This window comes from Comamonas odontotermitis (assembly GCF_020080045.1).
Taxonomy (GTDB): Bacteria; Pseudomonadota; Gammaproteobacteria; order Burkholderiales; family Burkholderiaceae_C; genus Comamonas; species Comamonas odontotermitis.
This window is the reverse complement of sequence record NZ_CP083451.1, coordinates 1,553,164-1,576,220: the sequence shown is the minus strand read 5'-3', so window position 1 is coordinate 1,576,220 and position 23,057 is coordinate 1,553,164. Positions and strand designations below refer to the sequence as shown.

Annotated in this window: 20 protein-coding genes and 1 pseudogene; 11 read left to right on the top strand and 10 right to left on the bottom strand. The window is 63.2% G+C overall.

Annotation, left to right across the window (positions count from 1 at the left end; genetic code table 11):
• Positions 1-40 precede the first annotated feature (40 nt).
• Both LAD35_RS07380 and LAD35_RS07375 read left to right on the top strand, forming a co-directional pair.
• Positions 41-925 carry a DMT family transporter gene (locus LAD35_RS07380; protein WP_224152053.1) on the top strand — a complete coding sequence of 295 codons (885 nt, stop codon included), beginning with the start codon at positions 41-43 and terminating at the stop codon, positions 923-925.
• 388 nt (positions 926-1,313) lie between these two features.
• Entirely contained in the window at positions 1,314-2,027 is a 714-nt protein-coding gene (locus LAD35_RS07375) for a Crp/Fnr family transcriptional regulator (RefSeq protein ID WP_224152052.1), read from the top strand.
• Between the two features lie 186 nt (positions 2,028-2,213).
• Here LAD35_RS07375 and rnhA read toward each other — a convergent pair whose 3' ends face one another.
• Positions 2,214-2,663, bottom strand: a complete 450-nt coding sequence (gene rnhA / locus LAD35_RS07370) for a ribonuclease HI (protein ID WP_224152051.1) — start codon at positions 2,661-2,663, stop codon at positions 2,214-2,216.
• Between the two features lie 132 nt (positions 2,664-2,795).
• A complete protein-coding gene (locus LAD35_RS07365) occupies positions 2,796-3,755 on the bottom strand; it encodes a class I SAM-dependent methyltransferase (RefSeq protein WP_224152050.1) in 960 nt (319 codons plus the stop codon).
• Here LAD35_RS07365 and gloB point away from each other — a divergent pair.
• The 4 genes and pseudogenes from gloB to LAD35_RS07345 all read left to right on the top strand — a co-directional run bounded on the left by gloB (position 3,754) and on the right by LAD35_RS07345 (position 7,606).
• Positions 3,754-4,542, top strand: coding sequence for a hydroxyacylglutathione hydrolase (gloB, locus tag LAD35_RS07360; RefSeq protein WP_224152049.1), 789 nt, complete (start codon positions 3,754-3,756; stop codon positions 4,540-4,542). The genes LAD35_RS07365 and gloB overlap by 2 nt on opposite strands.
• Positions 4,539-6,104 (top strand): transglycosylase SLT domain-containing protein, encoded by a 1,566-nt coding sequence (locus LAD35_RS07355; RefSeq protein ID WP_224152048.1) that lies wholly within the window; start codon positions 4,539-4,541, stop codon positions 6,102-6,104. The genes gloB and LAD35_RS07355 overlap by 4 nt, the downstream gene beginning before the upstream one ends.
• Positions 6,105-6,235: 131 nt before the next feature.
• Positions 6,236-7,206 (top strand): annotated as a pseudogene (locus tag LAD35_RS07350) (IS1595 family transposase).
• Between the two features lie 82 nt (positions 7,207-7,288).
• The gene (locus tag LAD35_RS07345) at positions 7,289-7,606 is read left to right on the top strand and encodes a tetratricopeptide repeat protein (RefSeq protein ID WP_224152047.1); all 318 of its coding nucleotides are present in this window, start codon (positions 7,289-7,291) and stop codon (positions 7,604-7,606) included.
• Positions 7,607-7,728: 122 nt separating this feature from the next.
• Here the strand turns inward: LAD35_RS07345 and gsiD are convergent, their stop codons facing one another.
• From gsiD to LAD35_RS07305, 8 genes are all read right to left on the bottom strand, one after another.
• Positions 7,729-8,682 (bottom strand): glutathione ABC transporter permease GsiD, encoded by a 954-nt coding sequence (gene gsiD, locus LAD35_RS07340; protein ID WP_224152046.1) that lies wholly within the window; start codon positions 8,680-8,682, stop codon positions 7,729-7,731.
• Between the two features lie 11 nt (positions 8,683-8,693).
• The gene (gene gsiC, locus LAD35_RS07335; protein ID WP_184707402.1) at positions 8,694-9,614 is read right to left on the bottom strand and encodes a glutathione ABC transporter permease GsiC; all 921 of its coding nucleotides are present in this window, start codon (positions 9,612-9,614) and stop codon (positions 8,694-8,696) included.
• 3 nt (positions 9,615-9,617) lie between these two features.
• On the bottom strand, positions 9,618-11,150 hold the full coding sequence (gene gsiB, locus LAD35_RS07330) for a glutathione ABC transporter substrate-binding protein GsiB (RefSeq protein ID WP_224152045.1): 1,533 nt from the start codon (positions 11,148-11,150) through the stop codon (positions 9,618-9,620).
• 87 nt (positions 11,151-11,237) lie between these two features.
• The gene (locus tag LAD35_RS07325; RefSeq protein WP_224152044.1) at positions 11,238-13,142 is read right to left on the bottom strand and encodes a dipeptide ABC transporter ATP-binding protein; all 1,905 of its coding nucleotides are present in this window, start codon (positions 13,140-13,142) and stop codon (positions 11,238-11,240) included.
• A 271-nt stretch (positions 13,143-13,413) separates the two neighbouring features.
• The gene (locus LAD35_RS07320) at positions 13,414-14,436 is read right to left on the bottom strand and encodes an isoaspartyl peptidase/L-asparaginase family protein (protein ID WP_224152043.1); all 1,023 of its coding nucleotides are present in this window, start codon (positions 14,434-14,436) and stop codon (positions 13,414-13,416) included.
• 27 nt (positions 14,437-14,463) lie between these two features.
• Positions 14,464-15,345: an alpha/beta fold hydrolase gene (locus LAD35_RS07315; protein ID WP_224152042.1), complete on the bottom strand. Its 882-nt coding sequence runs from the start codon at positions 15,343-15,345 to the stop codon at positions 14,464-14,466.
• A 54-nt stretch (positions 15,346-15,399) separates the two neighbouring features.
• Complete coding sequence (gene aroQ / locus LAD35_RS07310) at positions 15,400-15,861, bottom strand: type II 3-dehydroquinate dehydratase (protein WP_224152041.1); 462 nt, start codon at positions 15,859-15,861, stop codon at positions 15,400-15,402.
• 147 nt (positions 15,862-16,008) lie between these two features.
• Positions 16,009-16,350: a hypothetical protein gene (locus LAD35_RS07305; RefSeq protein ID WP_224152040.1), complete on the bottom strand. Its 342-nt coding sequence runs from the start codon at positions 16,348-16,350 to the stop codon at positions 16,009-16,011.
• 159 nt (positions 16,351-16,509) lie between these two features.
• On the opposite strand from LAD35_RS07305, the gene LAD35_RS07300 reads away from it, so the two are divergent.
• From LAD35_RS07300 to LAD35_RS07280, 5 genes are all read left to right on the top strand, one after another.
• Positions 16,510-18,327 (top strand): glutamine--tRNA ligase/YqeY domain fusion protein, encoded by a 1,818-nt coding sequence (locus LAD35_RS07300; protein WP_224152039.1) that lies wholly within the window; start codon positions 16,510-16,512, stop codon positions 18,325-18,327.
• 218 nt (positions 18,328-18,545) lie between these two features.
• Entirely contained in the window at positions 18,546-19,940 is a 1,395-nt protein-coding gene (locus LAD35_RS07295; RefSeq protein ID WP_224152038.1) for a YdgA family protein, read from the top strand.
• A 179-nt stretch (positions 19,941-20,119) separates the two neighbouring features.
• Complete coding sequence (locus tag LAD35_RS07290; RefSeq protein ID WP_224152037.1) at positions 20,120-21,211, top strand: acyltransferase family protein; 1,092 nt, start codon at positions 20,120-20,122, stop codon at positions 21,209-21,211.
• Entirely contained in the window at positions 21,208-21,723 is a 516-nt protein-coding gene (locus LAD35_RS07285; RefSeq protein ID WP_224152036.1) for a dihydrofolate reductase, read from the top strand. Before LAD35_RS07290 ends, LAD35_RS07285 begins: the two co-directional genes overlap by 4 nt.
• Positions 21,724-21,935: 212 nt before the next feature.
• Positions 21,936-23,021: a metallophosphoesterase gene (locus LAD35_RS07280; RefSeq protein ID WP_224152035.1), complete on the top strand. Its 1,086-nt coding sequence runs from the start codon at positions 21,936-21,938 to the stop codon at positions 23,019-23,021.
• Positions 23,022-23,057 lie beyond the last annotated feature (36 nt).

The window sequence follows — 23,057 nt, the reverse complement described above, 5'->3', positions numbered from 1 at the left end:
ACAATGCCGCCCTCGTCTTGCGCTAAGGCCTTGCAAAGCCATGAATATCGTCGGTATCGCCCTGCATGTGTGCGGTTTGTGGATTCTCTCCAGCCTGGACGCCAGCGGCAAGCTGCTGGTGATGGCGGGCGTACCGGTGCTCATGGTGTCGTGGTTTCGCTATGTCGGCCACGTGATGCTGATGGCGATTTTTGTGTTGCCCAGGCGCGGTCGCAGCCTGTTCAGAACCCAGTCGCTGCCGCGCCAGCTGCAGCGCGGGGTACTGATGATTGCCACCACCCTGCTGTTTTTCCATGTGCTGAGCCTGGTGCCGCTGGCCGAGGGCACGGCGATGAACTTCATGGCGCCGCTGCTGGTGATGGTGTTGGCGCCGTGGCTGCTGGGCGAACGGCCCCGCTGGCACCGCCTGGCAGGCGTGCTGCTGGGGTTTATCGGTATGCTGATCGTGGTGCGACCGGGTGGCCAGTTGTCGACTGAAGGCGCGATCTGGGGTGCCATCACCGCCGCTACTTTTGCGCTCTTTCAGATCAGCACGCGCCGCGTGGCGGGCGATGACCCGCTGACCAGCAATTTCTACGGCGGCCTGCTGGGCGCCATCGTGCTGACGGCCCTTTTGCCGTTTTTCTGGAGAACGCTCGACCTGAGCCCCTGGCAATGGGCGCTGCTGCTGTCGACGGGGCTCACCGGCTTTGTGGGCCACTGGCTGCAGATCACGGCCTACAGCAAGACCAGCGCCACCTTGCTGGCGCCCTTCAACTACCTGCAGATCGTCTCTGCCACCACCCTGGGCTGGCTGGTGTTTGGCCAATTGCCGGGGGCAACCACTGCGGCCGGCATGGCGCTCATCTGCCTAGCGGGCCTGGCGGTGGTGCTGATCGAGCTGTGGCAGCAGCAGCGGCGCCGCCGCGCAGGCGCGGCCTCCTGATGTATGTGAGCGGTTGCGGTAGCAGCGTGCACTGACACGCCGCTGACAGCCACTGCCAGCAAATGGCCCGCTGCGTGGTGGCCTGCCGCAAAACCCCACTGATTTGTTGCGCCATCACCGACCCTTCACCGATGCAGAAGGCTCTCTTCACCATTGGCGCACCTAGGGAAAACCCATTCTCAAAACTAATAGCTGGAAGCGCACTACCGGTATACAAATTACGCTATTTCCTGATTGAATAACGGCCCCCAAACGGGGAAATTTTCCTTTGTCGGCCCTCCTACGATGTCAGACGACAATTAACAATTCAACGGCAATGCCTTACATTCGAGCGTGACCGTCGCGCAAGCGACAAAACAAAGAACTTCAGTCACTGAGACGACACGCCATGGACGATCCCATCCTCACGCAAGAAGAACGCGAAGCCATCAACACCGGTCGGTGGTTTCAGACGCTTTCACCCACCCTGCGCCACGACATCCTGCGCTGTGCGTATGTCAAGCGCTTCAAGGACGGCGCGCTGATTTTCTCGCGCGGCGATACGCCGGAGGAATGGGTATCGGTGGCGCGCGGCTCGGCCCGTGTGAGTTCTGCCTCGCTCACGGGCAAGCAGATCACGCTCACCTATGTGGAGCCCGGCACTTGGTTTGGCGATGTGGGCCTGTTTGACGACGACAGCCGCACGCACGATGTGTACGCCCACGGTGAAACCACCCTGGTATGCGTGAGCAAGGCCGATTTCCAGCGCATTCTGCAGACCCATGTGGAGTTTTACCAGGCGCTCTCGCGCATGCATGCGCGCCGCATCCGCAGCCTGTACGGCATGGTGGAAGACCTCAACACGCTGCCGCTGCGCGCGCGCCTCGCCAAGCAGTTGCTGCACCTCTCGCGCAGCTACGGCGTGCCCGGCAAGGAAAGCACCGAGACCCGCATCGGCTTGCAACTGGCGCAGGAAGAGCTGGCCCAGTTGCTGGGCGCGTCGCGCCAGCGCGTGAACCAGGAGCTCAAGTCGATGGAGCGCGAATCGTCGATCCGCATCGAGCCCTCCGGCCTGATCGTGCGCGATACGGACGCGCTGCGCCGGATTGCCGCTGCCGAGTAAGCGGCGCATCCCTCAAAAACAAAGCCTGATGACCTTCGTCATCAGGCTTTGTTACGTTGGATAAGCGCTCGTCTCTTTAAAAGATACCGTAGCGGTAGGCCACGTACAGCGCAGCTACCACGCCGATCACTGCCAGAATCTGCATTGCCCGTCCCATGGCTGCTCCTTCGTAAAATATGACTTGAATCAAGCCCGGCCCAGCGCTACATCCACGCCCTTGTTGGCCAGGCTGTCGGCCCGCTCGTTGCCCGGGTCCCCGGCGTGGCCTTTGACCCAATGCCAACTGATGCGGTGCGCGCCGCCGTGAACGAGCGCATCGAGGCGCTGCCACAGGTCGACATTTTTCACCGGTTCCTTGCTCGCGGTACGCCAGCCCTTGGCCTTCCACCCGGCAATCCATTCGGTGATGCCCTTGCGCACGTACTGGCTGTCCAGGTAGAGCGCCACGTCACAGGGGCGCTTCAGCGCTTCGAGCGCCTGGATGACGGCCATCAATTCCATGCGGTTGTTGGTGGTGTTCAACTCGCCGCCATACAGCTCTTTCTCCGCCTGGCCAGCGCGCAGCAATGCGCCCCAGCCGCCAGGCCCGGGGTTGCCCTTGCAGGCACCGTCCGTATAAATCACAACTTGGTTCAAACCAGCTCCTTGGCGCATGCCACTGTCAGTGCGGCAACTATAAGCGGTTTTCAGGGAGGAATGGCGCCAGAAGTCGCTTCACAATTGATAGCTATCTGCGCTTGACAGACAAGTGCCAGAACGAAAAACACTTCAAATCGGCCTTTCCCGCCGCTCTCCCTTCGGCGGGCCGGCGTCTCCTGTATCCCTTTTCTCGAGCACGCCATCGCGCGCCGCCACGGGCCGGCCCACGGCGGCGGGTGCAGCCGCCTTCCAGGGCGCTGCCAGCATGTGCACACCTGCGACTTTCTTCACCGCCTCCACAAAGTACACACCGCCCAATATCGGCCATGCGCTGGCCCCCACGCTGTCCATCCAGTCCCAGCGGCGCAGCCAGGCATCGGTGCGCATGGCGGGGCGGTAGCAGCCAAAGCTGGCGGTCTGCAGTTCTAGATCGAGCAGCTTGAGCCAGTCGCGCAGGCGGCCATAGCCGATCAGGCTGCGGTCATCAGGCATGGGAGGGAGCTTCTGCAAGCCGGGAAGGCGGCGGCTCCATGTGTGCATGCCCCACAGGCTGGCGGGGTTCACGCCGCTGATGAGCACCCTGCCCTCGGGCACCAGCACGCGAGCCACCTCGCGCAGCACGGCGTGCGGATCGGCGCTCAGCTCCAGCGTGTGGGGCAGCAACACGAGGTCGAGCGAGTCGTTGGGAAAGGGCAGCGCCTGCCCGGCGCACAGCAGCACAGCCGTCTGCGGCGACACCTGGGAACCCTCGGCCTGCACCGCACCGGCACCTTCTTCGAACGCCCCCGGCGCAGGCCCCGGATCAGGGGGCGCAGCCTGCGGGCTTTGTAAACCCTGTGCAAAGCTGTTTACATTTACAGTTTCCAGCGTCTGCCATTGCGCCTGCTGCTCCACGGAGTCGAGCGCCAGCCACCGATGGGGCATGCGATTGGCCCGCAGCCCCTGCAATGGGAAAAGCCCGATCTGCAGGCTGTGAAAGCCAAAGATGTCGGCCACCGCATCGTCGTAACATGTTTGCTCCCAGGCCAGCATGTAGCGGCCCAACGGCATGTTCCACCAGTTTTGCGTGCCTATAATTTGTTCATTCATGCACTTGCACCCTTTGCCCGCCTTTACCGATAACTATATCTGGCTGCTGCACGACGGCAGACAGGCGCTGGTGGTCGACCCCGGGCAGGCCGCGCCCGTGATGGAAGCGTTGCAAGCGCTCGGGCTGCATCTGCAATCCATTGTAGTGACCCACCACCATGGCGACCATGTGGGCGGCGTTGCCGAGCTGCGCCAAGCCACCGGAGCGGCGGTGTACGGCCCGGCACGCGAAGACATTCCCGCCCCCTACCACCCGTTGCGGGGCGGCGATACCTTGCCGCTATTGGGCCACACCTGGCAGGTGATCGATGTGCCCGGCCATACCGCCGGGCACATTGCTTATTACTGCCCTCTGGTGGAGGGCGAGCCTCCCCTGCCCGCCCCCGTTCTTTTCTGCGGCGATACCTTGTTTTCTGCAGGCTGCGGCCGCCTTTTCGAAGGCACCCCGACGCAGATGCATGCATCGCTGTCCGCACTGGCAGCCCTGCCTCCCCATACCTTGGTGTGCGCCGCGCATGAATACACGCTCTCCAATCTGCGCTTTGCGCAGGCAGTGGAGCCGGACAATGCCGATATCGCCCGGTACACGGCGCACTGTGAAGCGCTGCGTGCCCAGGGCACCCCCACCTTGCCTGCCCAGCTTGGCAACGAGCTGCGCATCAACCCGTTTTTGCGCAGCACAGTCCCCGCCGTGGCACATGCTGCTCAGCAATTTGATCCATCCACCCCCAGCGGCGATTCCGTATCGGTACTGGCATCGCTGCGTCGCTGGAAGAACCAATTTTGAAGAATTACCTGCACCTGTGGAGCCTGAGTGCGCTCCTCGTTCTGACCGGCTGCGCCACCACCAGCCCCACTGAGGCCAACAAGAGCGAAGCAGAGGCGCAAACACAAAGCACCGCCTCCCACACCCCCAGCTACCCCCGGGGGCCGCTCAGCCCCATCAACTCCGCCAGCGTGCAGCGCAATGGCGTGGCCAACCTGGCCGTGCCCGATGACCTGTGGGACCGCATCCGCCGTGGCTTTGCCATGCCCGATCTGCAAAGCGACCTGGTGAGCAACCAGGAGCAATGGTATGCAAGCCGGCCCGATTACATCCAGCGCATGACGCAGCGCTCCTCCAAGTACATGTTCCACATCGTCGAGGAGCTGGAGCGCCGTGGCATGCCGACCGAGCTGGCGCTGCTGCCTTACATCGAGAGCGCGTACAACCCGCAGGCGGTCTCCAGCGCCAAGGCCGCCGGCATGTGGCAGTTCATGCCCTCCACTGGCACGTATTTCGAGCTCAAGCAGAACATGTTCCGCGACGACCGGCGCGATGTGCTCGCCTCGACACGTGCCGCACTCGATTATCTGCAAAAGCTCTACAACATGTTTGGCGACTGGCACCTGGCCCTCGCCGCCTACAACTGGGGCGAAGGCAGCGTGGGCCGCGCGCTGGCACGCAACCAGAAGCAGGGCCTGGGCATGGGCTACACCGACCTGAACATGCCCGATGAAACGCGCAACTACGTGCCCAAGCTGCAGGCGGTCAAGAACATCATCGCCCGGCCGGAGAGCTTCCAGACCGAACTGCCGCTGATCGAGAACCACCCCTACTTCCAGGCCGTCACGCTGGACCGCGACATCGACACTGCGCAGGTGGCCGAACTCGCCGGCGTGACCATGGATGAGCTCAAATCGCTCAACCCCTCGTTCAACAAGCCCGTCATCTTCAAGGCCGGAACGCCCCAGGTGCTGCTGCCCTGGGACAACGCCAATGTCTTCCGCCGCAACCTGCAAGCCCATGAAAAAGGCCAGTACGCCAGCTGGACGGTCTGGACCGTGCCCAGCACCATGACCGTGGCCACCGCCGCAGGCATGGTCGGCATGAGCGAAGGCGACCTGCGCGCGGTGAACAACATTCCGCCACGCATGATGGTCAAGGGCGGCTCGGCACTGATGGTGCCCCGATCGGCCGCCGTCAAGCAGGACGTTTCCAGCCACCTGGCCGACAACGCGCACATTGCCCTCACGCCCGAGATCGTGACGCGGCGCACCACCGTCAAGGCCCGCAAGCACGACAGCGTGACCGGCATCGCGCAGCGCTACAAGGTCACCGCCGCCCAGGTGGCGGACTGGAACGACGTGGGTGTAAAAGCCGCCTTCAAGGCGGGCCAGCAAGTGGTGCTGTACCTGCCGGTGCGCGTGGGCGCAGAACGCCACGCGGGCAACCGCAACAACCATGCAGCCAGCCGCAGCAGCAAATCGAGCAAGGGCAGCTCTGCACAAAAGGGCACGGCCCGCAACACGCCCACCAAGGCGGCGCCCTCCAAGCGCAGCACGGCCACGGCAAAGAAAAAGCGCTGAGCCTTTGACAGGCATGCCGCAAAGCGCCCCACGGGGCGCTTTTGTTTTGGCTATGTCTCCGTTAAGTGTTGAACTCTGCAGGCTTGCGCCCGGTCTAATTAACATCCATGTAGGACCGTTTGGAGACTTCAATGGACTCACGCACCTTCGGATGGCTGCTCACTCGATTGCAGCACCTCACGCCCGAGCAACGCATGGCGATTGAGCGCGCGCTGCATCAGCAGTGCGGCCCTGAGCAAGCGCACGAGATCATCCAGTCTCGTCTGGAGGGCGACGCCCATCAATGTCCGCACTGCGCGGGCACCGAACTGTACCGCCATAGTCAGGCGCACGGCTTGCCGCGCTACCGTTGTGTGGCTTGCGGCAAGACCTTCAATGCACTGACGGGTACGCCCTTGGCACGCTTGAGACTCAAATCCAAGTGGCTGGACTATCTGCAATGCATGCTCCAATCCCAGACCATCCGGCAGGCGGCGCGCACCACCGGTGTGCATCGCAATACCAGCTTTCGCTGGCGTCACCGCTTCCTGCAATGGCTCAAGGATGACCGCCCCGCCCACCTGAGCGGTATTACCGAGGTCGATGAGACGTATCTGCTCGAATCCCACAAGGGGAGCGCTCGTTGAGGAGAGCCGCTCGCAGGCGCGGTGGATCGGCGAGCAAGCGGGGGCTGTCCAAGGAGCACGTGTGCGTGCTGATCGCACGTGATCGCATGGGTCAAACGCTGGATTTTGTGACTGGCAATGGCTCGGTGAGCAAGGCACAGTTGCGTGAACATCTGCAGCCGGTGCTCTATGAGGACGCACTGCTGGTTAGCGACTCCAATGCGGCGTATCGCTACTTCGCGGCAGACGCCAGCATCACGCATGAAGCGGTCAACCTGTCCGCAGGGGTTCGCACCAGGGGCGCATTCCATGTGCAGAACGTCAATGCGTATCACAGCCGCCTGCGCCAATGGCTCTACAGATTCCACGGTGTGGCCACCCGTTATCTGCCCAACTACCTGGGCTGGCGCCGCGCACTGGACGCCCATCGCCTGTCAACCCCGCAAGCCATGCTCCTCGCGGCTATCGGCGTTTTTCCACACTCAACGGAGACATAGCCTTTGTTTTTGATGCATAGCACCCACGCGCGTTGCGGACAAGCCCACGCCGCTATCCTCCATGGCATCGAAAGGATGAGCGATGCGCGAAGGTCTCGAAAAACTGCTGGCCAGCGGCCAGGACAACGCCCTGCTGCGCTTTGGCCTGGGCAACGCATTCCTGCGGGAAGAAAACCATGCCGCAGCCGCAGAGCATCTGAGCCGGGCGGTGGAACACAACCCGCAATACTCTGCCGCCTGGAAGCTGCTGGGCAAGGCCTGGCTCGCACTGGGCGAGCGGGCAAAAGCGGAATCGGCCTGGCAGCAAGGCATGCAGGCGGCAGATGCCAATGGCGACGCACAGACCGCCAAGGAGATCACGGTCTTCCTCAAGCGCCTGCACAAGGATGCGGCGCAATGAGATGAGCTGATAAAATATCCATGAAAAAAGCTGCTGGCGCTTATGCATCAAGCGCGAGCAGCTTTGTTTTTGATAGCAGACTGCGTATCAGCCCGTGGTGGTCAGTTGTTGATTGTCAATTGTCAATTGTCCAGCTTGGGGTCGAGCGCGTCGCGCAGGCCGTCGCCCAGCAGGTTGAAGGCCAGCACGGTCACGAAAATGGCCAGGCTGGGGAAAAGCGCCACGTGCGGGGCGTTGAGCATGTCGCTGCGCGCCTCGTTCAGCATGGCACCCCACTCGGGCGTTGGCGGCTGGGCACCCATGCCCAGAAAGGACAGGCTGGCCGCCGTGATGATCGATGTGCCGATACGCATGGTCAGATACACCACCACCGACGACACCGTTCCGGGCAGCAGGTGGCGCAGCATGATGACCCAGTCGGGCGCGCCGATGGAGCGCACCGCCTCGATATAGGTCTGCTGCTTGAGCGCCAGCACATTGCCGCGCACCAGGCGCGCAAACGCCGGCACGCTGAACACAGCCACGGCCATGATGACGTTGATCATGCCGTTGCCGAGAATGGCCACGATGCCGATGGCCAGCAAAATACCGGGAAAGGCGAACAACACATCGGACATACGCATGACGATGCGATCCCACCAGCCTTCGTAGTAGCCCGCCAGCAGGCCCAGCACGGCACCAATCACCGCACCGATGGCCACCGACACAAAGCCCGCTGCCAGCGAGATGCGGGCCCCCACCAGAATGCGGCTGAAAATGTCGCGGCCCAGCGAATCCACGCCAAACCAGTGCTTGGCAGTCGGCGGCGAGTTGAGCGCGTCATAGTCGAAAAAATTCTCGGCGTCGAACGGTGCAAGCCACGGCGCCAGAATGGCCACCAGCACCAGCACGATGATGAAGGCCCCGGCCCACAGCGCCAGCTTCTGGCGCTTGAACTTGCGCCAGAACTCGGCCATGGGCGTGCGCATGCGTGTCGACGCGGCCAGGTTGGCGGGCAGCGTGGCAGTGGCGGCGTTGGCAGGTGCGGTGCCTGCCGGAGCGCTGGCCTGGGTTTGGGGAGCATTTGGAGTAGTCATGCCCATGCTCCTTACTTGTAGCGAATGGTGGGGTTGATCCATGCGTACAGCAGGTCAACCACCAGATTGATCAGAATGAATTCCAGCGAGAACAGCAGCACCAGGGCCTGGATGATCGGGTAGTCGCGCATTTCGACCGCATCGACCAGCAGGCGGCCCATGCCGGGCCAGTTGAAGACCACCTCCACCACGATGGAGCCGCCCAGCAGAAAGCCGAACTGCAGGCCCATCATCGTGATGACCGGAATCATGGCATTGCGCAGGCCGTGCTTGATGACGACCACGGTCTCCTTCAGCCCCTTGGCGCGTGCGGTGCGCACGTAGTCTTCCTTGAGGATGTCGATGAACGAGCTGCGCGTGAAGCGCGCCATCACGGCGGCCACGGCAGCCCCCAGCGTGAGCGATGGCAGCACGTAGTGCTTCCAGGTATCGGCCCCCACCGTGGGCAGCCAGCCCAGGTTGACCGAGAAATACTGCATCAGCAGCATGCCCAGGGCGAATGACGGGAACGAGATGCCCGACACCGCCAGCGTCATGCCCAGGCGATCGGGCCACTTGTTGCGCCAGACCGCCGAGACGATGCCCAGGAACATGCCCAGCACCACCGACCAGGCCATGGCCACCACGGTGAGCCAGAAGGTCGGGCCAAAGCGCTCTGCGATCTCCTGCGAGACCGGGCGCTTGGTGCGGACAGACTTGCCAAAATCGCCCTGCAACGCATTGCCGAAGAAACGGATGAACTGCTGGTGCAGGGGCAGATCGAGCCCCAGGTCCTTGCGGACGAGTTCAATCGTCTCGGGCCCGGCTTCGGGGCCTGCCGCCAGGCGCGCGGGGTCGCCAGGCAGCATGTGCACAAAACCGAACACCAGCACTGCCACGATGAGCAGCGTCGGTATCAGCCCCAGCAAGCGTTTGAGCAGGTAGCGATGCATGGATTACTTCAGGTCCAGGTCAACAAAGTTGAAGTTGCCGTCAGGAATCACGTAGAAGCCGGACAGGTTCTTGGCGCGCACGGACACCAGCTGCTCGGTGTTCAGGAAGATCCAGGGTGCGTCCTTCCAGATCTTCTGCTGGGCATCGGCGTAGATCTTGCCGCGCGCAGCCGTGTCGGTGGTCACCAGCGCCTTGGCGATGTCGGCGTTGACTTCGGGGTTGTTGTAGTAGGCGGTGTTGAAGCCACGGGGTGGCGCGCTTTCACCCGCCAGCAGCGGGCGCATGGCCCAGTCGGCTTCGCCGGTGGACGACGACCAGCCCACGTAGTACATGCGCACGCCCGCCTTGGCAGGGTCCTGCACCGATTCCACTTCGGCCACGCGCTGGCCTGCTTCCAGGGCGCGCACGGTCACCTTCACGCCGACCTGGGCGAGCTGCTGCTGCGCAAACTGGATCACCTTCTGGGCGGTGGAGTGGTTGTAGGCCGACCACAGGGTGCTCTCAAAACCGTTGGGGTAGCCCGCTTCCTTCAGCAGGGCCTTGGCCTTGGCGGGGTCGTAGGGCCATGGGCCGAGCTTGGTGGCAAACTCCACGCCCTTGGGCAGCACGCCTTCTGCAGGGATGGCAGAGCCCGCAAACGCCACCTTGGACAGCGCTTCCTTGTTGATGGCGTAGTTCAGCGCCTCACGCACCTTGGGGTTGTCGAAAGGCTTCTGCGTCACATTCATCGAGATGTAGCGATGGATGATCGACGGCGCCTTGGTGATTTCGAGGCTCGGCTTCTTCTCGAGGTTGGCCACGGCTTCTGGCGGCACCGGGAAGGCGAAGTGCGCCTCGTTGGTCTGCATCATCGATGCGCGGGTGTTGTTGTCCACCACCGGGCGCCAGGTGATCGTATCCACCTTGGGCAGACCCTTTTGCCAGTAGCCGTCAAACTTGGCGACCTTCATGTAGTCGGAAGGCTTCCACTCGACGAACTTGAACGGGCCGGTACCCACGGGGTGCTGCACGATCTCCTTGCCGTACTGTTTGAGCGCAGCGGGCGAGATGATCACGCCCGAGGGATGGGCGAGCGAGTTGACGAAAGGTGCAAACGGCTCCTTGAGCGTGAATTTCACCGTCAGATCGTCCACCACCTCGGTCTTGGCGATGTTCTTGTACAGGTTGTAGCGCTTGAGCTTGTTGTCCGGGTTGGTCACGCGGTCGAAGGTCGCCTTCACCGCTTCGGCGTTGAAGGCGGTGCCGTCGTGGAACTTGACGCCGCTGCGCAGCTTGAAGGTGTAGACGAGACCGTCCTTGCTCACGTCAAAGCCCGTTGCCAGCACGGGGATCATCTTCATGTCCTTGTCGAAGCCGTACAAGCCTTCATAGAAGGACTTGGCCACGGCCTGCGACAAGGTGTCGTTGGCGTCGTAGGGGTCGGTGGTCGTGAAGGTGGAAGCCACTGCCACCACCACGTCCTTGGCCGCATGGGCCGAAAACGCAGTACCCGCCAGCAGCATGGCGGCGGCGATCGAAGTCAAACGTCGTTGCATATCAACTCTCCTCTTCAGGTTTTGCATACTCTGGCACGCCACCGTGGCCGCCAGACCCCTTCAAAAATGATCCGTTCGTGGCGCTTTTCAGGCCACCGCCCGGCCCGCAGCCGCGCTTTGCGCCGCTGCGGCAGATACATCGGTCGCCACCCAGTGGCCCGGCCCCACTTCGCGCATGGGCAGCACCTTGGGTGGGTCATTCACCGCACGCACGGGGCTGGGTATCTCGGTCACGTTCAAGGTGTGCGCGCGCCGGCGTGTCGGATCGGCAATCGGCACTGCCGCCATCAGCCGCTTGGTGTAGCTGTGCTGCGGATTCTCGAACACGGCGCGGCGCGGGCCGATCTCGACGATCTGGCCCAGGTACATCACTGCCACCCGGTGGCTGACGCGCTCGACCACGGCCATGTCGTGCGAGATGAACAGGAAGGCAATGCCGAACTCCTGCTGCAGATCCATCATCAGGTTGATGATCTGCGCGCGGATCGACACATCGAGCGCCGACACTGCCTCGTCGGCAATCACCACCTGAGGGTTGAGCGCCAGCGCGCGCGCAATCGCAATGCGCTGGCGCTGGCCACCCGAAAATTCGTGCGGATAGCGGTTGGCCGCTGCGGCAGGCAGGCCCACCTTCTCCAGCAGCCACTCCACTTTCTTTTCTGCCTGCTCGCGCGGCAGGAGCTTGTGGATGAGCATGGGCTCCAGAATGCTGTAGCCGACCGTCAGGCGCGGGTCGAGCGAAGCAAACGGGTCCTGAAAAATGAACTGGATGTCGCGGCGCAGGGCCTGCAGATCGCCGCCCTTGAGCCGCGCAATATCGCGCCCCGCCACCTGCACCTGGCCCGACTGGAAATCGATGAGCCGCGCCAGCGCCCGGCCCGTGGTCGATTTACCGCAGCCCGATTCGCCCACCACTGCCAGCGTTTCGCCCGGCTGCAGGCTGAAGCTCACCTGCTCCACCGCATACACCTGCCGCTTGACGCCGCCCAACAGCCCTTCCTTGATCGGAAAGCGCGTCACCAGCTTGTCCACCTGCAGCACCGGCGCGCCCGCCTTGACGGTGGCCTGCGGCGCGACCTCTCCTGCAGCGCCACCCGCCCCTTGCCCCAGCAAGGCAAAACGCTCGGGCAGATCCTTGCCGCGCATGGCTCCCAGCTGCGGCACCGCCGCGAGCAGGTTGCGGGTGTAGGCCTGCTGCGGATGGGCAAACAGCTGCACGCAGTCCTGCTCTTCCACCTTGTCGCCACGGAACATCACCAACACACGGTCGGCCACCTCCGCCACCACGCCCATGTCGTGGGTGATGAAGATCACGCCCATCGACATCTCGCGCTGCAGCTCCTGGATCAGCGCCAGAATCTGTGCCTGGATGGTCACATCCAGCGCCGTCGTCGGTTCATCGGCAATCAGCAGCGACGGCTTGCACGACAGCGCCATCGCGATCATCACCCGCTGGCGCATGCCGCCCGAGAGCTGGTGCGGGTGGCGCGTGAGCACGTTGCGCGCCTCGGGAATGCGTACCAGCTCCATCATGCGCAGCGCCTCGGCCATGGCCTCGCTGCGCGATTTTCCCTGGTGCAGGCGAATGGATTCGGCAATCTGCTCGCCCACGGTGAAGACGGGGTTGAGCGATGTCATCGGCTCCTGGAACACCATGGCCATGTCCGCGCCGCGCACCTGGCGCATCTGCGCGTTGCTGGCCTTGGCCAGATCCAGCTGGCCCGTGTGGCGCCCGCGCAGCAGCATGGAGCCGCTGTCGATCTGGCCGCCCCCGTTCTCCACCAGACGCATCAGCGCCAGCGAGGTGACGGATTTGCCCGAACCCGATTCGCCCACCACGGCCAGCGTCTGGCCGGCATGTACGTCAAAACTCAGGTTCTTGACCACCTGCACCCGGCCCTGCTCGGTTTTGAAGCTGACCGACAGGTCACGAACCAGCAACACCGCGGGCAACGCAGCATTCTCGGCGGAGGAGTGTGCAAGGGTGGACATAAAATTGGGCTTTAGCGCACAAGCAGCAAGCGCAATGTGCTATGAAAAAAGGAATAGCCGCAGCAGATGCGGCACCCCGAAGACTGGGTTCCACTTTGGCAAGATCGCACGGATCTGCGCACTCACTTCGGTGACAGTCCTCGCATTGTAGAAAGCGCCGAAAGCGGTTTCATATGAAATTACCCTAGTGTTTTCACCTAAGTAAAACCCGTCATTGCATGAAAAAAAGGCTGCCCAGGGCAGCCTTTTTGCGCAGGTTGGCCGCAGCGGCCTAGGCGATTGCCAATGCGTCGTTCTCGTAAATTGCCACCAGCGGTTCGCCAGCAACGCCCACTTGGCCGCGGTACATGCCTTCGGAGTTGAAGCACAGCGACACCTCGCCGCTCGCGCCCACGGCAATCAGGCCCCCGTCGCCCCCCAGTGGCGGCAGCACGCGGTGGATGACCGCGCTTGCCGCATCGGCCACACCGGCGCCCAGCAGCTCGATGCGCGCAGCCACGGCATGCGCTGCCGTTCCGCGAATGAAAGCCTCGCCCACGCCGGTGCACGATACGGCCACCACGCCGTTCTTGGCGTAGGTGCCAGCACCCACCACGGGCGAGTCGCCCACACGGCCGGGCTTCTTGTTCGTCAGGCCGCCAGTCGATGTGGCTGCTGCCAGATTGCCATGTACATCAAGCACCACGGCGCCCACGGTACCCATCTTCTTGCGCTCATCCAGGGGGGCATCGCCCTTGCCTTGCGGCGCAGCCAGGCTCTGCGCAGTGTGGTCCAGCGCCATGGTGTCGCTGCCCGATGCCCGGGCGACCTCCTGCACCGTGCGCAGTTGCGCGAGGCGCTGCTCGGTGGAGAACCAGTCCCTGGCCACCATTTCACAGCCCTGCCGCTGGGCAAACTGCTCGGCAGCCGCGCCGATCATGAAGACCGGCCCGCCCGCCTCCATCAGCGCCTGGGCAGCAATGACGGGGTTGCGCACGGTGCTGACCCCTGCGATGGAGCCGCAGGCCAGATCGTGCCCACGCATGACGCAGGAATCCATCTCGTGGGTGGCGTCCGCAGTGAACACCGCTCCACGCCCGGCATTGAACAGCGGGCATTCCTCCAGCAGGCGCACGGCTTCCACCGCCACAGCCTCTGCTGGCGCGCCTTCTGCCAGTTTGCGCTGCGCGCCCAGCAGAACATCGCGCAATGCATTGCGATACGCCTGCTGCTGCACGGGCGTGATCGACGCACGGGTGATGGTGCCTGCGCCGCCATGGATGGCAATGACGGGGGTGAACTTGGTTGGACTCATATTTTGATAGCTGCCAGCGCTTTACTATCAAGCGCCAGAGGCATTATTTACATCAATAGTTGAGGAAAGCAGCGGCAGCAGGGCCGCCATGAATGCGCGGGGCTGCTCGTATTGCACCCAATGGCCGCTGTCGGGCACGAGCACAAAATCCAGCAGCTGTGGCGTGACCGCCCGAAACTTGTCGCCCAGCGCACCCATATAGGTTTTGTAGAGCGCATCGTGCGCGCCGTAGATGGCAGCCACCGGAGCCGCAATCTGCGGCAGCGACTGCGCCAGGATATCGGTATTGGCCAGGCGCCTGCGCGGCAGGCGGTCGCGCTGCACATTGTTCTGGTGCAGGGCCAGGGCCTCTTCGTCAATACGGGCGGCGTCCCACAGCATCAAGGCACCCAGGTTGTAGCGGTGCACCTCGCGCTGCTCGGTCGCATCGGGCAGATGGCGCCAGCCACGCAGCACAAACTGTTTCTGCGGCACTACGCCCATGGCGGGCGCGCCCACCACCACCAGACGTTCGGCCGCATCGGGATGGGCCGCCGCCAGCATGCCGGCGGTCATGCCGCCAAAGCTGAACCCGATCAGCTTGCAGGGCAGCAGGCCCAGCTGCTGCATGCCTTGGTACAGGGGCTCGACCATGGCATCCGCATCAAAACCGGCAGGGGGCGCGGCAGAATCGCCAAAACCCGGCAGATCGGGCAGCCAGACCTGGTGGCCCGCAGCCACCAGCGCGTCAATATTGCGAATCCAGTGCATCCAGCTGCCGCTGCCGCCATGCAGCATCACCAGCGGCAAGGCGCCCGGCTGGCGCGCGCCCCATGTGTGCCACACCATCTCGCCGTCGCCACAAGGCGTGGTCAGGCGGGTTGCGCGCGCCAGCAAGGCTGTGTAATCCGCAGGCATCTCAGAGGGCATGGCAGCAGGTATAGGCTCTGCCGACGTTGGCGCATGGTCCACCATGGGCCGCTTTCAGGCAGGCTGCGCCAGCAGCACCTGCGCCACGGCATCGATGGCAATGCTATAGCCCTGCACGCCCAGGCCGCAGATCACTGCCTTGGCCACCGGGGCGATGTAGGAATGGTGGCGAAAAGCCTCACGCGCATGCACATTGCTGATGTGAAGCTCGATCACCGGCAGATCGGCCCCTTTGATCGCATCCATCAGCGCCACGCTGGTGTGGGTGTAGGCGGCTGCATTGAGCACCACACCGGCGAGTTGGCCGTCGCGCTTCATCTGACCGGCTTCATGCAGCCAGTCGATCAGCGCGCCCTCGTGGTTGCTCTGGTGAAAGCGCAGGGCCAGATGGTTGCGCGTGGCCGCCTGCTCGCATAGCCGCTCCACGTCCTGCAGGGTATGCGCGCCATAGATGGCAGGCTCGCGCAGCCCCAGCAGGTTCAGGTTGGGTCCATTGAGTACGAAGACGGTTTTCATGAAGGCTCCACAAGCAGTCTTTGCTATCGATTATCAGAGCAAAAGCAGCCGTCTTCATTGCTGGAGGCGACAGGAGGGCCAACAAAAAGCCCCGGCAGGCCGGGGCTGGTGCATACCCGCGCAGCACAGGCGCGGATAGGGGCGGGATCAGTAGCGGTAGTAATCGCGGTCGCGATCCCAGTGGCGGTGGTGGTGGCGACGGTGGCCAGGAGGCGGACCGTAGTACACGGGTGCGGGACGGTAGACCGGTGCCGGGCGATACACCACAGCCGGTGGCGGCGGTGCAACATAGACGGGTTGCGGCGCCACATACACAGGTTGTGGCGGCATGTACACAGGGGCCGGCGCCACATACACGGGCGCAGGCACATTGATGCCCACCGACCAAGAAACGCGGCTGGCATGTGCGGCGCCGGACACCAGGCCCAAGCCCGCCAATGCTGCGGCGGCAGCCCAGCGAGAGCACTGTTTCAGCGTTGAATTGGTCATTTGTTTCTCCTTGCGAGGGTGACCTTGAAAGATTGTCATCACAACCTTAACGTACGCCAACCCTCAAAAGATACCAAAGCGATTGCAAATTGTGGTTTCAAGACAGGATATCGTGTTGCCAATCGTAAACACCAGGGTAGTCCCTTAGAATAACCCCTTATGAATGCACCTGTCTCGAGCGCTTCGCACAGTGGTAGTGACGAAGTGGTCAAACCCACCAATTTTCTGCGACACATTATCGAGTCCGACCTGGACAAAGGCACCTACGCCAGCCGCCACTGGGGTGGTTCGCCCGGCGACGCCCAGCACCACCAGCAGGGCCAGGTGGACGAGGCCAGGCTGCGCACCCGCTTTCCGCCCGAGCCCAACGGCTATCTGCACGTGGGCCATGCCAAGTCCATCTGCCTGAACTTCGGTCTGGCGCGCGACTTCGGCGGCGTGTGCCACCTGCGCTTTGACGACACCAATCCCGAAAAGGAAGACCAGGAATACGTGGACGGCATCATCGACGCCGTCAAATGGCTGGGCTTTGACTGGAAGGACCCGGACGGCCACGAGAACCTGTATTTCGCCAGCAACTACTTCGACTTCATGCACCGCTGCGCGGTCTACCTGATCGAGCAGGGCCTGGCCTATGTGGACGAGCAGTCTGCCGACGAGATGAAGGCCAATCGGGGCGACTTCACCCGTCCCGGCGTGAACAGCCCGTTCCGCGACCGTTCGGTGGCCGAGAACCTGCAGCGTTTTGCCGACATGAAGGACGGCAAGCTGGCGGACGGCGCCGCCGTGCTGCGCGCCAAGATCGACATGGCCGCGCCCAACATCAACCTGCGCGACCCGGCCATCTACCGCGTGCGCCATGCCGAGCACCACAACACCGGCAACCAATGGTGCATCTACCCGATGTACACCTTCGCGCACCCCATCGAGGATGCGTACGAGCACATCACCCACTCCATCTGCACGCTGGAGTTCGAGGACCAGCGCCCGTTCTATGACTGGTTGCTCGACAACCTGCGCACGGGCGGCCTGATCGACGCGCCGCAGCCGCGCCAGTATGAGTTCTCGCGCCTGAACCTCACCTATGTGATCACCAGCAAGCGCAAGCTCAAGCACCTGGTGGACAACCACTTCGTGACCGGCTGGGACGACCCCCGCATGCCTACCGTCGTCGGCCTGCGCCGCAGGGGTTACACGCCAGCATCCATCCGCAATTTCTGCGAGCGCATCGGCGTGACCAAGGATTACGCCTGGATCGACTACGGCACGCTGGATGGTTGCCTGCGCGAAGACCTGGAGAACAAGGCCCACCGCGCGATGGTGGTGCTGGACCCCGTCAAGCTGGAGCTGACCAACTGGGCCGAGGTATTTGGCAGCGCAGACCATCTGGAGCAATGCACGCTGCCGGCCCTGCCCCACCACGCCGAAAGTGAAACCGTGCCCGAGCGCCATTTCACACTGGGCCGCGAAGTCTGGATCGAGCGCGAGGATTTCGCCGAAGTGCCTCCCAAGGGCTACAAGCGCCTGTTCCCCGGCAACAAGGTTCGCCTCAAGGGCGGCTATGTGATCGAGTGCACGGGCTGCGAGAAGGATGCCGACGGCAACGTGAGCAAGGTGCTGGCCACCGTGGTGCCTGATACCAAGAGCGGCACGCCCGGCGCCGACAGCGTCAAGGTCAAGGCGGCCATCACCTGGGTGGGCGTGCAGGACGGCATTGAGGCCGAAGTGCGCCTCTACGACCGGCTCTTCACCGATCCCCAACCCGATGCCGGCGGCAAGGATTACCTCGCCCTGCTCAACCCCGACAGCCTGAAGGTAGTCACTGCCTATGTCGAACCGTCGCTGAAGTCGGCCCAGGCCGATGACAAGTACCAGTTCGAACGCTTTGGCTACTTTGTGGCAGACCGCAAGGACCACACAGCCGGCAAGCCGGTGTTCAACAAGATCACCGGACTGAAGGATTCCTGGGGCAAGTGATTCGGAATCACGCCTTGTCTGCCTCGGAGGGCTGCCATCTATGGCAGCCCTTTTTCATTCCCTGACTGCCCGATCCCCCCGTTTGTTGTCGTATCGCGAGGTCAAACAAAAACACCTCGCACGCAGACCTCCACCGCATACAATTCCCGCTTCATCAATTGCTGCGCCGCAATAGAACTCACACAACAACGCAGGCGTGCGACACCAGTGGAAAACACATGAAAAAGCTTGGAATCGGGATTGCAGCCGCTGTGGCTGTGCTGTTGGCGGGCAGCGTTGCCACCAGCTACGTGATGGGCGGCAAGGTACAGGAGGGGTTTGAGTCGACCGCCAAGGAGTGGAGCAAGCCGCCGCTGACGGTGCAGGTGCAAAGCTATGAGCGCGGCCTGTTCACCTCTACCGCCAAGACCCTGTGGACGGTAAATACCGGCGAGGAACAACTGAGCTTCACCGCCAGCCACGACATCTCGCACGGCCCCTGGCCACGTGGCCACGCCGCAGAGATCGCCTCGCGCTTTGCCTGGAATGACGATGCGCCCCCCGAGCTGCTGAGCCTGTACAAGGACAAGTCGCCCCTGGAGTGGAACACCCAGGTCGGCTGGACCCACACGTCAAAGCACCAGATGAGCTCGCCCGCCGTGACCGGCCAGTTCGACAAGGACAAGGTCAGCTTTGCAGGGCTGACGGCAGATTTTGAAATGTCTGCCGACCTCAAGGGCATGAAGGGCACGGCCACCATGCCCAGCCTGCAACTGGACTCGACCGCATCGCCGGTGGACGATGAAGAAGGCGACAGCAGCGGCCCTGCCAAGATGCTGCTCAAGGGCAACAGCATGCGCTTTGACCTGTTCCAGCCCCAGGGGCAGGAATTCATGGTGGGCAGCGTGAACTGGAAGCTCGACAGCCTGAACACCGAGCCCAAGAATGGCGGCGAACCCGTGCAGATCGATGGCCTGACCATGGACATCGACACCAGGCAAGAGGGTGATGTGGTCAACACCGGCGTCAATACCGCCGTCAAGCTGGTGACGATTCCGGGCAAGAAGATCAACGACATTGCTGTGGACTTGGCCTTGCGCAACCTCGATGCTGCCTGGCTCAACCAGTTCACCAAGCAATCGCAGCAAGCACAGGGCAATCCGCAGGCGCTGCAGGCATTGATGATGGGCGGCCTGCAGCAGTTGCTGGCGCGCAAGCCGGAGCTGGAAATCAAGCGCCTTGCCTGGCGTTCGGATGAAGGCGCAGCCGAACTGTCGGCTGGCGTGTCCTACCAGGGCGACGCCACCAAGGGGCTGAACCCGGCCACCGACATCAAGGCCCACGCCAAGCTGAACATGCCCAAGCCCGTGCTGGAGTCGCTGATGAGCAGCAGGGTGCGCGATGCCCTGATTGCCGACAATGAAGGCGATGAGGACTACGACGTGCAGCAACTGGCCACGCTGGTGCAGGACGATGTGAAGCTGCGCATCGACACCCTGATGCAAGCGGGCGTGCTGCAGGAAAAGGATAACCAGATGAGCGCACTGATCGAGTACGCCGGTGGCGAAGTCAAGGCCAATGGCAAGAAGCTGGGCGGCGAAGAAATGATGGGAGTGATGGCGGCAATGCCTTAACAGCGGTTGCCGCAGCCAATGCTGCCTCGCACCCCATGAATCGGCCTGCCTTGCAGGCCTTTTTCATGTGTTTCAGGCTGTCAGCGCACACCCACAGCGCGCATGCCGCTATCAAAACTCCATCAAAACGCTATCATCGTGCACTTTCATTCCCCCCGCCGAACTGCCCTCGCCCCACCATGATCCAGTCCATCCAAATGCTGCGCTTTGCGGCGGCCATGTGGGTTGCGGTCTACCATGCGCAGCTGTGGGGCTGGTTTCCCCATGCGCCCTCATGGTTCCAGGCCATTGCAGCGGGTGGCTATGCCGGGGTGGATATCTTCTTTGTCATCAGCGGCGTGATCATGGCGCTGGGCACGGCACGCAGCGCGCCCGGCATCCGTGCCGCCAGCCAGTTTGCGCTGACGCGCTTTGGCCGCATCTACACGGGCTGGTGGCCGGTAATGGGCATCAGCCTGCTGGCACTTGTCGCAATCGGCAGCCTGCCAGCCAATGTCAACCTGCTGTCATCGGCCCTGCTCTACCCCAGCAATTTCTCGCTACATATCAGCAATGTGATCTGGACGCTGGTATACGAGCTGTATTTCTACCTGCTGGTCGCTGCCAGCCTGTTGCTGGCCCCGCCGTGGCGCCAGCGTGCCATGGCGGCCCTGGCAGGCGGCATCGCGACTCTGGTGCTCCATTTCTGGTTCACGGGCCGGTATGCCCCCGGCGCGTTTGATCGTGCCACGCTGCTCGTGTGGTTTTACGCAGCGCCGCTGGTGCTGGAGTTTTTTGCCGGGTATTTTCTTTACCTGCTGGTGCGGCGCTTTCCGCGCCAGCACTGGGACTGGTGGTTGCTGGCGGCAGCTGTGCTGGCCGGCATGGCCGTCTATGTGGCCTGGTTCCACAGCCCGCACGCGCCCGGAATGAGCGGCTTCTTCCATTGGCCCGAACGCGCCCTGTGGGCAGGTTCAGCCGCCGTGGCACTTGTCGGTGCAGCCCTCTTGGCCCCCGTGCCTCACAGCCCTCGCCTCCAATCGCTGCAGCACGGGCTGGGTCGCCTGGGCGACTACTCCTTTGCCATCTACCTGCTGCATCCCCTGGTGCTGTTGCTGGCGAGCCGCGCGCTGCAGGCGCTGGGCTGGCAGGCCCTGCCCCGCGCAGGCGCAGCGGTGGCCGTGCTGCTGCTGTTGGTCGCCTTTGCCGCGCTGTACCATCACTCCATCGAACGTCCTCTCTACCAGGCCTGCCGGCGCCAGATCGCCCGCTGGCTGGGCCCTTCTGCATGACCACACCGCATATCCACCTCATCTACGCCCGTGCCGCCAATGGCGTGATCGGCATCAACAACCAATTGCCCTGGCATCTGCCAGAGGACATGGCCTTCTTCAAGCAGAAGACCACCGGCGGCACCGTCATCATGGGCCGCAAGACCTGGGATTCGCTCCCACCGCGTTTTCGCCCCTTGCCCGGCCGCCACAATGTGGTGGTGACGCGCCAGGCAGACTGGCAGCCAGACCCGGCATCCGCGCATGTCACCGTCGCGGGTGATGTCGCCCAGGCGCTGGATGCAGCCCGTGCCATCGGCAAACCGGCCTGGGTGATCGGTGGCGCGCAGATCTATGCCCAGGCGCTGCCCCTGGCCGACGAGGTGTGGGTGACCGAAATCGCCCAGGATTTTGCCGGTGACGCCTATGCGCCCAGCCTGGGCGCCGAGTGGCAGCAAGCCTCGCGCGAAGCGCACACCAGCGCCAGCGGATTGCCGTTCAGCTTTGTTTGCTATCGGCGCACTGTCGCCTAGATGTGTCGGGCAAAACAAGGCTATCAAAATTGATAGCTGATAGCGCTTACAGGTAAAGCGCCAAGGCCTGCTTTTGTCCTGCAACGGCTTGCGTGCACCCTCTCTGGTGCAGCGCAACATAATCGGGCACAATGGGTCATCCGTTTGTAATACGCCGCAGCGCATGCATGACATGCATGAATTCGCGCTGCACTGTTGATGGAACAGCGACGATGAGCCTGGTACATACACTGCCCCCCGGCCCGTTGGATGTGATCGGTGATGTGCATGGCGAGCGCCAGGCACTGGAGCAGCTGGTCAGGCATCTGGGCTATGACGACGACGGCCGCCATCCGGCAGGCCGCAAGCTGGTGTTCGTCGGGGATTTCTGCGACCGCGGCCCGGACAGCCCCGGAGTACTCGCCCTGGTGCGCCGCTGGGTCGAGGCAGGCCATGCCTACGCCGTGCTGGGCAACCACGAGATCAACCTGCTGCGCGACGACGCCAAGGATGGCTCGGGCTGGTTCTTTGACGAGCGCATTGAGGCCGACAACCGCAAGTACGCCCCCTACCAGCGCGCAGACCGTGACTTTCCGCAGGCCATGTTCCCGTTCCTGCGCCAGCTCCCCCTGGCGCTGGAGCGCGACGATATCCGCATCGTGCATGCCGCGTGGATGGACGAGAAAATCACCCAGGCCCGCCAGTTGCCGACCGGCGAGGTGGCAGACGACTACGACCGGCTGGAGGAAGGCGCAGCCGTCCATGCCCGCGCCCAGGGCATTCCGGCCCGCTCCGCTGCCGAAAGTGCCGCCTGGCCTTACAGCCTGGAAGATGGCGCGCACCAGCCCCCTTTCATGCCCGCCCATGCCGACAGCGAACTGAACAAATCGCAGTACAACCCGCTCAAGGTGCTGACCTGTGGCGTGGAGCGCCGTGGCACCGAACCCTTCTTTGCCGGTGGCAAATGGCGCTTTGTGGAGCGCGTGGCATGGTGGGACCGCTATGCCGATGCCACCCCCGTGCTGATAGGCCACTACTGGCGCCGCATCACGCCGGTCGACCGTGCCGTGCTGGGCAAGGGCGACCAGGATCTGTTTGCAGACATCGCCCCCACGTCATGGCATGGCCTGCGCCACAATGTGTTCTGCGTTGATTTCTCCGTCGGCGCACGCTGGACGGCGCGCCTCGCAGGCACGCGGCCCGAAGACGACTTCAAACTGGCTGCCATGCGCTGGCCCGAGCGTGAACTGGTGCTTGACGACGGTAGCCGCCACGCCACCACCGGCTTCATGACCAGCCCCGAATCCATCGCAGCCTGATACGGCAGCAACCAGAAACGGGTCCACGTGATCGCC